General features: G+C 47.9%; 13 protein-coding genes. 9 read left to right on the top strand and 4 right to left on the bottom strand.

Annotation, left to right across the window (positions count from 1 at the left end; all coding sequences use genetic code 11):
• Window positions 1-246: 246 nt before the first annotated feature.
• The 3 genes from hysB (at window position 247) to hysD (ending at window position 3,543) form a co-directional block, all read left to right on the top strand.
• Window positions 247-1,194, top strand: coding sequence for a NiFeSe hydrogenase small subunit (gene hysB / locus ACNI29_RS17815; RefSeq protein ID WP_419779709.1), 948 nt, complete (start codon window positions 247-249; stop codon window positions 1,192-1,194).
• Window positions 1,195-1,217: 23 nt separating this feature from the next.
• On the top strand, window positions 1,218-2,756 hold the full coding sequence (gene hysA / locus ACNI29_RS17810; protein WP_419779708.1) for a NiFeSe hydrogenase large subunit HysA: 1,539 nt from the start codon (window positions 1,218-1,220) through the stop codon (window positions 2,754-2,756).
• A 313-nt stretch (window positions 2,757-3,069) separates the two neighbouring features.
• Window positions 3,070-3,543 (top strand): NiFeSe hydrogenase maturation protease, encoded by a 474-nt coding sequence (gene hysD / locus ACNI29_RS17805; RefSeq protein WP_419779707.1) that lies wholly within the window; start codon window positions 3,070-3,072, stop codon window positions 3,541-3,543.
• Between the two features lie 24 nt (window positions 3,544-3,567).
• Here hysD and ACNI29_RS17800 read toward each other — a convergent pair whose 3' ends face one another.
• The 3 genes from ACNI29_RS17800 to sucD form a co-directional block, all read right to left on the bottom strand.
• Window positions 3,568-4,293, bottom strand: coding sequence for a 4Fe-4S double cluster binding domain-containing protein (locus ACNI29_RS17800; RefSeq protein ID WP_419779706.1), 726 nt, complete (start codon window positions 4,291-4,293; stop codon window positions 3,568-3,570).
• 111 nt (window positions 4,294-4,404) lie between these two features.
• Window positions 4,405-5,496 carry a glycosyltransferase family 4 protein gene (locus ACNI29_RS17795; RefSeq protein ID WP_419779705.1) on the bottom strand — a complete coding sequence of 364 codons (1,092 nt, stop codon included), beginning with the start codon at window positions 5,494-5,496 and terminating at the stop codon, window positions 4,405-4,407.
• Entirely contained in the window at window positions 5,489-7,582 is a 2,094-nt protein-coding gene (sucD, locus tag ACNI29_RS17790; RefSeq protein ID WP_419779704.1) for a succinate--CoA ligase subunit alpha, read from the bottom strand. The genes ACNI29_RS17795 and sucD overlap by 8 nt, the downstream gene beginning before the upstream one ends.
• Window positions 7,583-7,973: 391 nt before the next feature.
• Between sucD and ACNI29_RS17785 the strand changes: the two genes are divergently transcribed.
• Together ACNI29_RS17785 and ACNI29_RS17780 are read left to right on the top strand one after the other, a co-directional pair.
• Entirely contained in the window at window positions 7,974-8,759 is a 786-nt protein-coding gene (locus tag ACNI29_RS17785) for a hypothetical protein (protein WP_419779703.1), read from the top strand.
• Window positions 8,756-9,247: a hypothetical protein gene (locus ACNI29_RS17780; RefSeq protein WP_419779702.1), complete on the top strand. Its 492-nt coding sequence runs from the start codon at window positions 8,756-8,758 to the stop codon at window positions 9,245-9,247. Before ACNI29_RS17785 ends, ACNI29_RS17780 begins: the two co-directional genes overlap by 4 nt.
• Before the next feature lie 9 nt (window positions 9,248-9,256).
• Here ACNI29_RS17780 and ACNI29_RS17775 read toward each other — a convergent pair whose 3' ends face one another.
• On the bottom strand, window positions 9,257-10,408 hold the full coding sequence (locus ACNI29_RS17775; protein WP_419779701.1) for a tRNA nucleotidyltransferase/poly(A) polymerase-related protein: 1,152 nt from the start codon (window positions 10,406-10,408) through the stop codon (window positions 9,257-9,259).
• Between the two features lie 88 nt (window positions 10,409-10,496).
• On the opposite strand from ACNI29_RS17775, the gene ACNI29_RS17770 reads away from it, so the two are divergent.
• The 4 genes from ACNI29_RS17770 to ACNI29_RS17755 all read left to right on the top strand — a co-directional run bounded on the left by ACNI29_RS17770 (window position 10,497) and on the right by ACNI29_RS17755 (window position 14,616).
• On the top strand, window positions 10,497-11,177 hold the full coding sequence (locus ACNI29_RS17770; RefSeq protein ID WP_419779700.1) for a TVP38/TMEM64 family protein: 681 nt from the start codon (window positions 10,497-10,499) through the stop codon (window positions 11,175-11,177).
• 37 nt (window positions 11,178-11,214) lie between these two features.
• Entirely contained in the window at window positions 11,215-12,390 is a 1,176-nt protein-coding gene (locus tag ACNI29_RS17765; protein WP_419779699.1) for a cyclic nucleotide-binding domain-containing protein, read from the top strand.
• A gap of 1 nt (window position 12,391) precedes the next feature.
• The gene (locus ACNI29_RS17760) at window positions 12,392-13,525 is read left to right on the top strand and encodes a Crp/Fnr family transcriptional regulator (RefSeq protein WP_419779698.1); all 1,134 of its coding nucleotides are present in this window, start codon (window positions 12,392-12,394) and stop codon (window positions 13,523-13,525) included.
• Window positions 13,526-13,692: 167 nt separating this feature from the next.
• Window positions 13,693-14,616, top strand: coding sequence for a biotin--[acetyl-CoA-carboxylase] ligase (locus tag ACNI29_RS17755; RefSeq protein WP_419779697.1), 924 nt, complete (start codon window positions 13,693-13,695; stop codon window positions 14,614-14,616).
• The last annotated feature ends 293 nt before the right edge of the window (window positions 14,617-14,909 follow it).

The following is a 14,909-nucleotide window of genomic DNA, read 5'->3' as shown; positions in this document are numbered from 1 at the left end:
CAAATAATATACTGCGCGGACCTTAACAATAAAAGAGATAGGGGGACAAGGTAGAACATTGGCATAAATAAAAGTGTCTATGAGTTGTATAGATAAATCGGATACATGTGTCAATTTTGTATCAGATATTGTTGACGAAAAATATCCTAGCGTGTATTGGATTTATAAAAATATCGTCGCCGTGGCGGTTTTTTTACTTAGTAAGGACAGTGCCTTACTACGCCGGCAACCACCAAGGAGGTAGGGATGAGTTTGACCAGGCGAGATTTCGTGAAAATGTGCACAGGAACTGTGGCTGGCTTTGGGATTTCCCAGATGTTCAACCCCAGTGTAGTGCATGCGCTGAAGAAGTTTGTACCGAATGTTTTCTGGCTGCAGGGACAGGGCTGCACCGGCTGTTCGGTTTCAATTCTTAACTCAGTGCACCCCTCTATCGCAGAGGTTCTGCTTGATGTAATCAACCTTGACTATCACCCGACCATTATGGGTTCCGAAGGCCACGAAGCCTGGGATTTCATGATGAGTCAGGCCGAAAAGAACAAAGGCAAGTACATCGTTATTGTTGAAGGTTCCGTTCCCACAGCTGAGAACGGCCATTACTGTATCGTAGGTGCAGGTGCCGACCACAAAGAATACACCATGACTGAGGCTACCCTTGAGATGGCCAAGAATGCAGCTGTGGTTGTTAACGTTGGTACATGTGCAGCTTACGGCGGTATCCCCGCTGCTGAAGGAAACCTGACCGGCTCCATGTCTGTCACCAATTTCCTCGCAGAAAACGGTGTGAAGACTCCCGTTGTTAACATTCCGGGGTGTCCTCCCCATCCTGACTGGATGGTTGGAACCCTCGTTGTCGCTATCAACGCCATTGAAGCAAAAGGATTGCAGGGCGGTCTTGCCGAAGTTGTCCAGATTCTGGATGAAAACGGTCGTCCCAAACCTTTCTTTGGCGAAAACATCCACGACAACTGCCCCTATCTTGAGGCATTCGACAACGATGAATATGCTGAAATCTTCACCGACCCCGTTAAATGCCGTTACGAGTTGGGCTGTAAAGGTCCCAACGCGAACTCCGACTGCTTCAAACGCAAGTGGAACGGCGGTGTTAACTGGTGTGTTGAAAACTCAGTATGTATTGGCTGTGTAGAACCGGGATTCCCGGATGAAATGTCCCCCTTCTACGAAGCCGGTTAACCGGAAAAGGAGTATTAATCCTTATGTCTTCAAAATCTCATGCACCCGCCGGTAAAGACGGGAAAATTAAGATTGCCATTGATCCGGTAACCCGAATCGAAGGCCACCTTAAGGCTGAGGTCGTAGTTAAAGACGGTAAAGTAACTGATGCATGGCTCTCCGGCGGCATGTACCGTGGTTTCGAGAACATCCTTGTTGGACGTGATCCCCGCGATGCAGCTCAGCTGACCCAGCGTCTGTGCGGGGTTTGTCCCACTGCACACTCCACTGCTTCTACCCGCGCTCTTGATGATGCTTTCGGCGTAAAGCTGACCACTAACGGTCGCGTTACCAAAAACCTTATCTTCGGTGCTAACTACCTGCAGTCTCACATCCTGCATTTCTATCATCTCGCAGCACTGGATTTCGTTCGCGGACCGGGCAAAGCTCCCTTCGTTCCCCGTTTCGAACATCCTGACCTGCGTCTCGACGAAAAAACCAACAAAGTAGCTGTTGACCAGTATGTTAAGGCTCTTGAAATCCGCCGTATCTGCCACGAAATGGTAGCTCTCTTCGGTGGTAAAATGCCTCACGTATCCGGTCAGGTCGTTGGTGGTGCAACTGAAATTCCGACCGAAGAAAAGCTCGCTGAATACGCAAGCCGTTTCAAACAGGTCCAGAAATTCATTGCTGAAACCTACGTTCCCACAGTTTACCTTATCGGTTCCGTATACAAAGATCTGTTCAAGATCGGCGGCGGTTACAAGAATGCCATGGCATACGGCGTATTCCCCATGGATGATGCTGAATCCGAATTCCTGCTCAAGCCCGGTGTTTACATCGACGGCAAAGACCAGCCTTTCGACCAGAAGCTCATTAAAGAATACACCAAGTACGCATGGTACACTGATGAGTGTTCCGACCTGCACCCCAGCAAAGGTAAAACCATTCCTGATGTGCATAAGAAGGACGCTTACAGCTTCTGTAAAGCTTCCCGTTACAACGGTGCAGCTGTTGAAGTTGGTCCCCTGGCGCGTATGTGGATCCACAATCCCGAACTCAGCCCCATGGGTAAAAAGCAGCTCAAGGATCTCTTCGGCATCGAAGCCAAGATGTTCCGCGATCTGGGCGAAGACATGGCATTCTCCCTCATGGGCCGCCACGTTGCACGCGCAGAAGAAGCATACATGGTTGCAAACGCAATCCAGGATGCATGGCTCAAGGAAGTCAAGCCTGGCGAAGAAACCTACGTCAAGTCTGAAATTCCTGTGTCCGCAGAAGGTCTCGGTCTTACCGAAGCTCCTCGCGGTTCCCTGCTGCACTACATCAACATCAAGGATTCAGTAACTGCTAACTACCAGATGATCCCCGCGACCCTCTGGAACAGCACCCCGCGTGATGACAAAGGTCATCGCGGTACCATCGAGGAAGCTCTCGTAGGTACTCCGGTTCCTGATCCGAAGAACCCTGTAGACATCTCAAGGATCATTCGATCCTTTGACCCGTGACTGGGTTGTGCCGTGCACGTGCTGCACGCAGAGACCGGTGAAGAACATGTTGTTCACGTAGGCGAAGGTTGCTAACGTAACGACGTTTCACTGATTATAAGCTCCCGGATGCAGGACAACTGTGTCCGGGAGTTTTACTTTTATAGCCTCCAAGCTATTTTGCCTTCGGCGATCCTGCCGGAGGCCTTAAACCCTTTTGCAAAAGGGTTTAAGAATCCCAAAACCTTTTGTTTAAGATTCGCTGCTTGTTAATTCTAAAGTCGTTTTATAGGATATATGCGAAGCAAATTAAAAAGTTTTGAGGGGATAGGGTCTGGGGAAGGGGAATTTTTTCCAAAAGTTCCCCTTCCCCAGCCGCCGGAGGCATCTCACGACAAAGGATTTCATAATGAAAAAACTGTTGGTTTTAGGGATTGGTAACATTCTTCTCGGCGATGAGGGCGTCGGGGTGCATGCTGTAGAAGAACTTAAGAAAGAAGAATGGCCGGAATACGTTCATCTGGTGGACGGCGGTACATTCACCCACGATATTTTCCATATTCTGGAAGGCTATGACGGTCTTCTGGTGCTCGACATCGTTCATGGCGGGAAGGATGCCGGCACCGTTTATTACCTTGAGGAAAAAGATATCATTGATAACGAGAAGCAGCGTCTTTCCCTGCATGATATCGATCTTGTCGATTCCCTGAACATGGCCGGGGCAGTAGGCAAACGCCCTGAAATGCGTATTCTGGGAATGGAGCCTGAAAACTACACCGATTGGTCCATGGAAATGACCGATACCTGTAAAGGTATATTTCCCGGTTATGTAGACAGGGCGCGTGCTGAAATTAAGCGTTTTATTGAGGAATTTGCTCAGTAGGGTTCTTTAATTATTTAGATTTTGCTAAACGGCAGTCTCTTTATGAGGCTGCCGTTTCTTTTTACCCCAAGGACAAGATGCGACACATACTCCGCAAATGTAGGGCATCAAGTTTCCGAATCCTGAAACTTTATTCAGATGTTTAACGCAGGAATTCAAATCTACTGCTTGATTGCGGGAGCTGTAATGCAATTCTGTGCTGACGTTTTTTATTGCTCCGGCAGGGCAGGCGTCGGTGCATTTCGTGCATTTGCCGCAACGGTTTTTGATGGGAGCATCTGCGGGAATGTCTAGATCAGTGAGGATCGTTACTAAGCGTATTCGCGGTCCGTATTGCGGGGTGACGAGCAGTAATGACTTCCCCTGCCAGCCCAGTCCGGCATTAATAGCCACCGCTTTGTGAGAAATATAGGAGACAAACCGCTCTTTGCAGAGAATCTGGCTGGCTGGAATAGGCATTGCTTTTGCGCCGTTGTTCTGGATGAAACTGGTCACCCGGCAGGCTATATTGTCCAGAAGAGCGTTCACACGCTGATAATGCTGCGAGTAAATCTCGGTGGGAGTATCTACTATTGTGTCAATGATTCCATCTGCCAGTTGCACCGCAATCGATATGGCTCGGGGGAAATTCTGGAGCAGGTTGTCGGGCCGTGTTTCCATTGATGCCATGCGGGATGTGTCCGCAACAGCAATCAGATCCGCGCCCCATTGTCTCGCATTGTCGAAAAGCTCACCTTTTATGTCAGACATCTTGATCCCCTTATTTTTAATTATCACCGCATATGAACATAGCGGACAATAATCGGGCAAGGATCATCTCATATAGAATGAAATTGACATCATATGATAAAAGGGTGTCTATTACTCCTCCACAACCTCAATCAACTTCTGTAACACCAGCGGCGTATTGAAATTTTCCAGTACGCGCTGCCTTCCTGCTGCGCCCATCTTTTTGCGCAGTTCAGCATCAATAATGAGCTTTTCCAGAGCGGCAGCCAGCTTTTCCGTGTCTTCCACCGGAACGAGTATTCCGGTTTCCCCGTCTGCAACGACTTCAGGGTTGGAACTGATATCAAAGCCTACCACGGGTTTTTCAAGGGTCATGGCTTCCACCAGCGCGTATCCGAACCCTTCCCAAAGGGACGGTAGGCAGAAAATATCTTGTGAAGCGTGGAATGATTTCATGTTTTCGATGAAACCAAGGAATGCAACCTTGTCGTTTACGTCCAGTTCGGTGGCGTAATCTTTAAGCTCCTGCTCCATTTCGCCTTTTCCGGCGATGAGTATTTTGAAATTTAATCCCTTTTCTTTGAGAATTCTTGCGGACTCAATGAGATGTTTTTGACCCTTTTGCGGTGTTAAACGGGCTGCATTTCCGATTACAACTTCATTGTTTTCTGCTGCGTAAAGGGGATCGCAATTCTGTTTATCGAACTCGGAAACATCGAAACCGTTGTATATCTGGCGGATTTTGTCTTCAGCTATGAGCGTGGAATTGTTGGCCAGAACTGTCCGCTTGGTCTCAAGGGAATTGACTATCAACCGGTCGACTACATTTTTGAAAACGTAGCGGTTAAGCAGTGAATCCTTAACCGGAACGGCAATCCCGCGCCGATAGATAACCCGTTTTACCCCGGCGCGTTTGGCAGCAATGCCGCCGCTTTTGAGGTCGGAGGGCAGGGCGGTGATCAAGGTCTGGATGTTGTTTGCCGCAAAAAAAGATTTCAAGCGGCCCATCAAAATGGGATTCAGGAATGAAAGATTGCCGATCGGTTCACTGTGCAGGGTTATGCCCGGTTCATTTTCGAGGCGGGCTTTAAGTTCGGATTTATGGTTGGTGACAACGAAAACATTGTAACCCTGATCCCGGAGGAGCAGGGAAAAATGGTGGTTCCATTTCTCCCCGCCGCCCCAGGCTTTATTGCTATTGAAGAAGCATATGTTTTTATTCACTTAATTTGATTCCAAGTGCGTCTGCTGTCAGCTGCGGGATAGATTCAAGGCTGGGGCAGACTGTGAAACCTGCTGCGCGCATTCTCTCGAGCTTGCCCTGTACACCTGTTCCTTCCTGAAGGATAGCACCTGCGTGGCCCAGACGTTTACCCGGAGGTGCGGTCTGACCAGCAATAAAGGAAAGTACGGGTTTGTCAAATCCTGTTTCGATAACGTAATCCGCAAGATCCTGTTCAGCAGTACCGCCGATCTCACCGAGAACCATAACGGCCTTGGTTTCATCGTGGTTGCGCAGCATTTCAAAAACATCGGCAAAGGTGGTTCCGATGTAGGAGTCGCCGCCGATACCAATGGACAGGGACTGCCCGATACCTACCTGATTGAGGCGGTCTGCGACTTCATAGGTCAGGGTTCCGGAGCGTGAAAGTACGGCAACCGGGCCGGGGGAGAACGGTGTGGTCGGCAGGATGCCGATCTTGGTCTGTCCGGGCACGATCAGGCCGGGGGTGTTGGGACCGACAATGCGGGTTTTTCCGCCTTTGACCTGCTCCAGCACGTTGAGCATGTCCGACTGTACGATGCCTTCGGTGATGCAGACTACCCACGGAACTTCGCAGGACGCAGCTTCAAGAATGGCGTCGGTTGCCAGTTTCGGCGGAACAAAAATGATGCTGGCCCCGATTTCGTGGTGACGCTGGGCTTCTTTGATGGAGTTGTAAACCGGAACTCCGAGAACTTCCTGACCACCTTTGAAAGGGGTCACCCCGGCAACGATATTGGAGCCGTACTCAAGCATGAGCTTGGTATGCAAACGACCTTCTGCTCCGGTGATGCCCTGCACAAGGATGGGAGTTTCTTTGTTGATGCCGAAAGTGTGCGGGGACTTGTAACCGATGTCCTCGGGGCGGGAGTCCGGCATAGCCGCGATGGGGTCTGGAAAATCGATTTTTACTGTGTCAGCGGGCTTGAGTTTGGCCAGCAGGTCGAGGGCTTCCTGCATGTTTCTGGCCCGGTGCAGCTTATCGCCTTTAACCTGTTTGAGAACTTCAAGTCCTTCCTCCGCGCTGTTACCGGACATGCGCACAACGATGGGCTTTTCCGGTTCCTTGCCGCCAAGGGCTGCGACAAGAGCTTTGGCTACCAGCTCGCAGGAAAGGATACCGCCGAAGAGGTTGATCAGGATTGCTTTTACCTGATCATCGTCAAAGAGCAGCCTTAGCGCGGTTTCGATGCGCTTCTGGTCTGCGGCTCCTCCGAGATCAAGAAAGTTGGCAGCCGGGAGGCCGGAGAAGTTCAGCGCGTCCATGGAAGCCATAGCCAGCCCTGCGCCGTTGGCGATGAGTCCGACCCAGCCTTTGAGGGAAACAAAACTCATTCCGGCCTCGCGGGCGATATTCTCCACCGGGGTGGAGTGTTCCGGCTGATAGTATTTTTCAAATGCGGGGTTGAGATCAACGATGTTGTCGTCCATCTCGATTTTACCGTCGAGGGCAAGGAGCTTGCCGTATCCGGTCAATGCCAGCGGGTTGATTTCAGCCAGCAGCAGGCCGTTATCAATCATGCTGTTGTAAAGATTTCTAACAATGTTGCTGAAATCCATAAAAAGCTCTTTGGCGATGCCGATGTGGAAGAAGGCAGCGCGAATCTGGTTGGGCTGCAGTCCTCCGGGTAGGCTGATTTCCTGAATGAGCAGGTTCTCCGGGCCCATGTTTTCAATTTCCACCCCGCCTTCGCGGCCTACAGTCATGATTACCTTGCGACGCTGGCGTGAGAGGGTCAGTGAAAGGTAAAATTCCTTACGGATATCAACGGCAGGCTCGGCCCTCAGGAAGGGAACTTGGTTGCCTTTGATTTCCATGGTCAGGATCTTGCGGGCGATCTTTTCATAATCGTCCTTGGAATCCACCTTCTGGATACCACCGGCTTTACCGCGTCCGCCCACAGGAACCTGAGCCTTCAGAATCCAGGGCAGGGGAAAGTAGGGTTCAAGACCGGGAAGGTCTTTCTCGGAAATTTTAACACCGGTGGGGACGGGAAGTCCGGCCTCTTTGAGCAGAATTTTACTTAAATGTTCGTTAAGCAGCATACTCCCTCCAGTATGGCTTTTTTAGATGATGCGCTTCGCGCTTTTAAATATCGCATTTCGCCTCCGGCGGCCAAAGGAACAAGTCCCTTTGGAATCCCTATTAGTTTAATGTCAGATAATTAACTAATAAGGCCGTTCTTTTCGAACAGTCCAGTTAAACCGAGCAGGAGGTTTAACTGCTGGAAATCTTTACGGGTGATCATTTTTCAAATTTTAATGATACTCGTGCCCATAGCGTATAATTCAATTATATGGCACTCTCAAGGGTAATTAATGATTTACATAAGGACTGAACAGTTGTTTTGTTCGGAAAGCGTTTTAAATAAAAGGATAGAGCGGAAATAAAAAATTTCCGAACAAAGTTTTGAGCTGAGCATTAAAGGGAAAGATTATGGCTGACTTTAAAGATTTGACCGATGCTTTAACGGATGAAGTACTTCATGATATGGCGGATTCCTATTTTGGTGCCCGTATCGACGTTGATGACGCAATTGAGTTTTTTCATGAAGTTTCTGAAAAGCTGCATGTCAAGTTGTATACAGTCTTTCGAGCCTGTGCGCTCATGGAAAAAATATGTCTCGGTCCAGACGGGGCAAACGATTTCTGGGTGTCCACAGGGCTGAGCCGGGATCTTTTTTTTTATCCCGCAGGTGTTGAGAGTACAACCCTGATAGCTAAGCCTTCCTTCTCTTTCACAGGCAGGGGAGAGCACATTAAGTGGTTGAGTTTTGCTTATGAGTTGCTGTCCGCAAGTATTGAAGATTACATGCATGGTTCAATTGAAGATCAGGACAACGGGAGAAAAGTCCGCACTGTGAACCGTGCTGATTTTTTTCGCATGGCTGATGAGATTAACGTCAAAATTGAAAAGGTGAACAGGAACGTCACAGCTTCTGATGTTTTAAAATTCACCAAGTCTCTGGACCCGGCTGCTGTGCAGAAAGAGAACATAGCCGGATGTGTAGGACTGCAGTGTCAGGTGATCGATGACGAGATGGCCTTTCATGTTATTACCATTAAGGATATTGATTTTCCAAAATTTCCCGATCTGCCGCCGCGTAAGGAAATGGCAACGTATATTTCAGGGTATTGTTCACAAGTCTGGGCCCGCGATAAAGTAAGGGTCAAGGCTTTGCTTAAGGATTTGCGAAAGAATGTGAATGAGGAGTTGTTATGAAAAAAGCATTGGGTTTGATTCTGGTTCTGATCTTGATATTGTCCCTTGGCTCCATTGCTTACGCACAAGAAACCAAGGCAGTCCCTGACGTAAAAGCCAAGCCTGTCCCGGCGGAAAAAATAGAACAGGCCCAAGACCAAGCCGGAATTCCAGTTGTGGTGGTTCATTCCGGCGATGATGTTTTAGGTGGAACACTGGCCTTAAAGTTAAAGGAACACTTTAGGAAATCTGTGCTGTTTAATCTGGTCGACAAAAACTCCAAAGCGGTGCGGGTCAGGATTGAATCACGCAGTGAATTCAAAGACAGGCCCGAGATCGGATCTGTGTATTCAATAGTTTGGACGTTCGCGGAAAGTGAAGATGTGGTTCCTTTTTATCTCAAACAGGAACTTGGAATCACGACTTCTCGTAACGTGGAGAGTGGTTCTGCCGGGCTGCTGAATAAGACTGACAAGGTTGCTTCGGAGTACAAATATCTCTTCGAATAGTTCCGGCAACTATGCGCTATGAAGTTCCTTCAGGCGCATCGCGCGCAGGTTGCGCAGCTTTTCCCCTGATTCCTTTCCGAGATTTCTTTCGTGGGCCGGCAGGGATACTTTAAGTATCTCCGCCAAGTCTGCGGAAGCCGTATTCAATACATTTTTCCCCCGGTCCGCACGGCATAGGCTGGTCATATTTTCCAGCAAACCCGAGACATGCAGCTTCATTAACATATCCACTTTGGTTCCGGGTCTAAGCTCGGCGTAATTACCGGCCTTCATGTGCAGCAGGGCGGCAGTTTCTCCTGCGCGGATATATTTGACCGGAAGCATGAGTTTTTTACCCAGATTTTGCGCCGGTTCAGCTCCTCTTTTGTCGTGTCCGTAGTGCGAAGGAAGTATTTCTGTTTTGGTCAGTACTTTTCCCAGATCATGGCACATGGCCATCCAGCAGGTCAGAGGATCGCCGGCGACCTTATCCATGATTTCAGCAGTGTGTCCGGCAATTGATTTGTCGTGGTACTGCATAGGCCCTGCGGGAATTTCATCTGCCCCGGAGAATTCACTGAACCACGGCTCAAGGCAATCCGTTTCGATCAGAAGGCGTAGGAAATTCCCGGGTTTGGGACCGCTCAATGCTTTTCGCAGTTCAGCACCAATCCGGTCCGGCGCGATATCATTCAGCCAGCCTTCGGCAGCGCAATGCTTCATGCCTTCAATCAGTTCCGGGTGGGGATTGAAGCTGGGAAAACGGGCCAGAAATGTTGCCGCGCGGAATATCCGCAGCGGATCTTCTTTGAACGTGCCCGGAAAAGAAGGGCGTAGAATACGTTTTTGCAAGTCTTCCAAACCCTGTGGGTGGGCGTAAAGTTCACCCTCTTCATCCAGTGCGAGGCTGTTGATCGTGAAATCACGGGCTTGCAGGTCCAGTTCTATTGTTTCTGCAGTCGTTTTTCCCTTCTTGCGTGGAAAGGAAAATTCAAGCCCGCTAAGATAAAAAATTTCATAGGATTTCCCCACCGGACGCGCTTTGGGAAATGCCGAAATGAAATCTTCCGCTGTTCCGGCAGCGATAAGATAATCAACATCTTTTGGTTCATGTCCCAGCAGCAGATCGCGAATTGCGCCCCCGGCAATTAATAATTTTAATTTATTCGATTTTTTAACCATTTAATTGTGTCTACCTTACATATATTAATAACAAAGATCAGTGATCGCAGTTCTTGATTAATTCAGGTTTGATGGTATCGTATGCTTAATGAAAAAGAAAATACTGATACTCATACTTATCGTCAGCGTAGCTGCTCTATTTTTTGCTTTCGATCTGGACAGATTTCTCACCCTGGAATACTTAAAAAATTCACGGCAGGAATTTCAAGCCTTTTATGATCAAAATCCATTTTGGACAATCGCTTCTTTTTTTCTGATTTATGTTCTTGTTGTCGGGATAAATCTTCCGGGAGCAACAGTGCTCGGGCTTGCCGGGGGAGCCATGTTCGGTTTTACCATCGGCGTGCTGGTAATTTCTTTTGCCAGCACCATCGGTGCGACCATGGCCTCTTTCTTTTCCCGCTATCTCTTACGCGATTATGTGCAGCGCAAGTTCGGGGACAGGCTGGATAAAGTCAATCAGGGCATAGAGAAGGAAGGTGCTTTTTATCTTTTTACCATGCGTCTTATTCCGGTGATTCCATTTGTTGTCATTAACCTGGTCATGGGTCTTACTAATATGCGGCTGAGAACTTTTTACTGGGTTTCGCAGCTTGGGATGTTACCCGGAACCATGGTATATGTGAATGCCGGCAAGGAGTTGGGACAGATCGATTCCCTTTCCGGAATCGTGCAGCCGGGAGTGCTTATTTCCTTTGTCCTGCTTGGATTGTTCCCGCTTGTTGTGAAGAAGGTTGTAGGGCTTGTTAAGAGCCGTCGAAATGTGTAATATTCATGATTCTTCAGCTAATTAAAGTAGAATATATATGATTGTCAGGACTGCGCCGAGCATACGAACCTACCACAAGGGTAAGGTTATTTTTCACGAGGGTCAGGAAAGCAAAATTGCTTACATGATCAAGTCCGGGACTGTTGATATTTTTAAGATGATCGACAAGAAAAAGACTGTCATGGCTTCCCTGCGCCGTGGTGATATCTTCGGGGAGATGTCTTTGCTCGCCAACCAGAAGCGTACTGCGAGCGCTGAAGCTTCAAGTTTTTGTGAGCTTGTTGTGATCACCGAAGAGATGATGAACAAGCTGCTTAAGTCTTCTCCGGCTACTGTAAAAAAGATGTTGGAGCTGCTGGCGAAAAGGGTTGCGGCTACTGACCTCAAGACTGGCAGCGCAGAGCAGAGTGATTCTTTTCTCGCCCTTGCCACCATCCTTGATCTCGCCTATCGGGAATTTGCTTACACTCCGCGTGATAAACAGCGTGAGATTGAAAACTACAAGATGGGGCTTTCAGTAAATTCGTACATCGAAACGGTTAAAAGTCTGGCCGCTTTTTCCAATGTTGAGATAGATTCGTTTCTTGAGACGGTTTTCAAGCTGCGTTTGATAGATATTAAAAGCGTTAAGAAGGGCGATAAAAGTGCTTTTGTTGAACGCTACATCCAGATCATAAATTTTGAACAATTCATGTGCAATCTGCGCTCGCTGTATAAGCAGATGCGCGAACTTGGGGCCAAAGTCGATCAGCGTATGACTTTCATGAGTTTCACAGAACTTGCGAGAAGAACCGGAAGTACCCCGGAGTTGATTTATAAAAAAGTCATCAAGGAAGAGATGCCGGAAAACCTGCTGTTTTTTGACCGGGAAAAGGCCATGGAGTGGCGCAAGGATAAGGATTCTAACTTTTTCAATAAATTCCGCAGACCTCGTAAGGCTCTTGATGATCTCGAAGCCGTTGATGATATCATTTTTATTGATAATCCTACGCTTAAGAAAGCTCTCGAAGGATTCAATTATTATAAAATTTCCATACTTTATTCCGCCCTTGATCAGCAGGGTAAAGATAAGATCAAGCGCAATATAGGCAAAAAGGTTGCCCAGATTCTGTTACGTGAACCGCCGCGGGATCGTGATCCCAACGATGCGGAAGTTCTGGAATGTTGTGATGAACTCCTTGATACTGTACGTAAACTTAAGGGGGTAAATTAAGGTGGGCAGACCGCAATCCAAGACTTTCCTTAAAGGTGAAGTGCTGTTTAAGGAAGGGGACAAAGGTCATGTTGCCTACATGATTCAGTCCGGAACTATTAATATTGTTAAGAATATTAAGGGTAAACGGCAGGTTTTAGCTACTCTTGGACCGGGGGAGATTTTTGGTGAAATGGCTATCATTTCGCGCAGTGCCCGTGTTGCCGGAGCGGAAGCCGCCTCTGAATGTACTGTGTTGGTGCTTACCGCGCGGTTGATTCTTATGCTGCTCAAGAAAAGCCATCCTACCGTCTTTCATCTTACCCGCGTACTTGCTTCACGTCTTGCCAGCGCAGATCGGGCAATATCCGAAAGCCGCAGCGATAATTCATGGTTGACCTTTTGCCGCCTGCTGCACATGAAACACCGCATTTTTCAGACAGCACCACGCAGCGAAGATGCTCCTATCGGGATAACCCTTGAGGAGTTGTCCAGAGAATTTTCCGCTATCAGCAATGCTCCGCAGCATGAGATTGATCGTCATCTTAAATCTGCAATCGGTTTTAGTATGATCACGGTTAATAAAATAGGTGCTCAGACTTACCTCAGTATCACCAGTCCGGATGATTTTTTGATTATTGCCGAGAACCTCTCAGATGATATTAATAAGTTCAGCGGAAAAGTTTTCCTTTCTGATTTTGTTGATATTTTTGATTTTTCAAGTCTGGTCGATTCCAATCCGGAAATGATTTACAAGAAGATCGGAGTGGGGGAATTCCCGGAAGATATTTGTATGCTGCATAAGGATGCGACGTCTAAATGGGCAGAGAGAAAAGGTGAGCAGTTCTTCAGGGAAGTAAAACGTAAGCGTAAATCTATTGAAGAGCTTGAGGGTGTCGAAGATATAATTTTTGTTGATCTCGGAACCCTTAAGCAGGTTTTTCGTCAACTCGGTTACTATAAGCTGGGCATTCTGATTGCCATTGCCGGGGATGATGCCAAAAAAAGGATTCTTTCCGTTATTTCGAGCAAAATAGCCGCCGCAATTACCCGCGAATCCCGTTCTTCTGACGCTATTGACCAGAGTGAAGCTGATGATGTGGAAGAAGAACTCATTGATCTCATCAGGGAGATCAAATCCTCCAAGACAGAATAGTCCCTTTGCGGCTGTTCCCGCCTACTTATTTTGACTTTAGTAAAGCTGTCGGATGAACAATGGTTGCACAATCCGTTAGCTTTAGGTAAGAATATAATTAAGCTAAAGTATTAATAAAAACAGGATCAAATCTCGTCTATCATCCTTTGACCATGGGATAGTGCAGTATGATTACTCGAATTACTATTATAAGCGGCAAGGAAAACAGTCCCCTGCCCAAGACAAACCCGGAAAATCTCTTTCAGGCTCACCCTCTTTGGGCGCGGGATATTGAAAATTTCGGCCCCTGGAACAGTGAGGACGCAGAGTACAGGACTTATTCAACATGGATTTCAGGTTCAAGGACCGGTGTTCCAGTTGCGGTTTGCGGTTCTTGTATTTCAAGTCTTGATGTTGCCTGGCGGTTGAATGCCCTCGAAGATCTTTCGGAATGGGGCAGCGTTCTAGCTGTTGAACAGAACACCGGACGCGGACAGGTTCGCCGCGAGTGGATTTCACCTCCCGGTAACCTTTATGGAACCGTTAGGTGGCCCGCATTGCCGAAAGTAAAGCCCGGTGAAGTTCGTCCTGTATGGAATCGGATTCTACCTCTGATCGTGGGCTACCTCACCTGCAACGCATTGCGTGATATCGGTGTTGATGCCCAGCTCAAGTGGCCCAATGACATACTTATAGACGGCAAGAAGGCCGGCGGTATTCTCATTGAAGAACGCAGTAACGCCACAATGGTCGGCATCGGTTTGAATCTGGCCTACGCGCCTGCCCGCGAGCAGCTCCGTGTTGATCACGCCGTCCCTGCCGGAAAGTTGAATACCGAGACTATGCAGCTTGGTCCCTTGGAAACATGGGTCGAGCTGATTAAGTATTTCCGGGGCAATTTTGACTCAATTATTTCCATGAACAATACAGATGATTTTCTTTACGAACTTCAGGACCGTCTGGTCTGGTTTGGTGAAGAGGTCAAGATCGTGGACGGTCCTGAAGGGGTCGAACGCGGTGTAATCTGCGGTCTACGTTCTGATGGTGGACTTGTTGTTGACTCTAATGGTGAGCAGCACGAGATTTATTCCGGATCGGTTATGCCTTTATAATGTCGGTAGATACTGTTTTTGCTTGACATACGGGCCTTGGTAAGGAATTGCTTTTTTGTTGCCGGGTGAACTGAAGGGAAGCTTTTCACCTGTTTAGGGCAATCCTGGACTGCAGCGGAGTTCTTCCGCTTGCGCCCGAATTAGTATCATTATCGTTTGTAACCCTGTTCTTTTTTAGGGCAGGGTGCTATATCTGTTTATATTCTGTTAATTTCTTTTCGATTACTGATTATCTTAATTACCCGGATTTTGAAATAAAATCCAAAGGCATATCTCTACTAAAGATGTGTAAG

The sequence above is a fragment of the Maridesulfovibrio spiralis (SeqCode) genome, assembly GCF_048571135.1.
GTDB classification, from domain to species: domain Bacteria; phylum Desulfobacterota; class Desulfovibrionia; order Desulfovibrionales; family Desulfovibrionaceae; genus Maridesulfovibrio; species Maridesulfovibrio spiralis.
The sequence above is the reverse complement of the archived record's forward strand: the minus strand, read 5'-3'. Positions and strand labels throughout refer to the sequence as shown.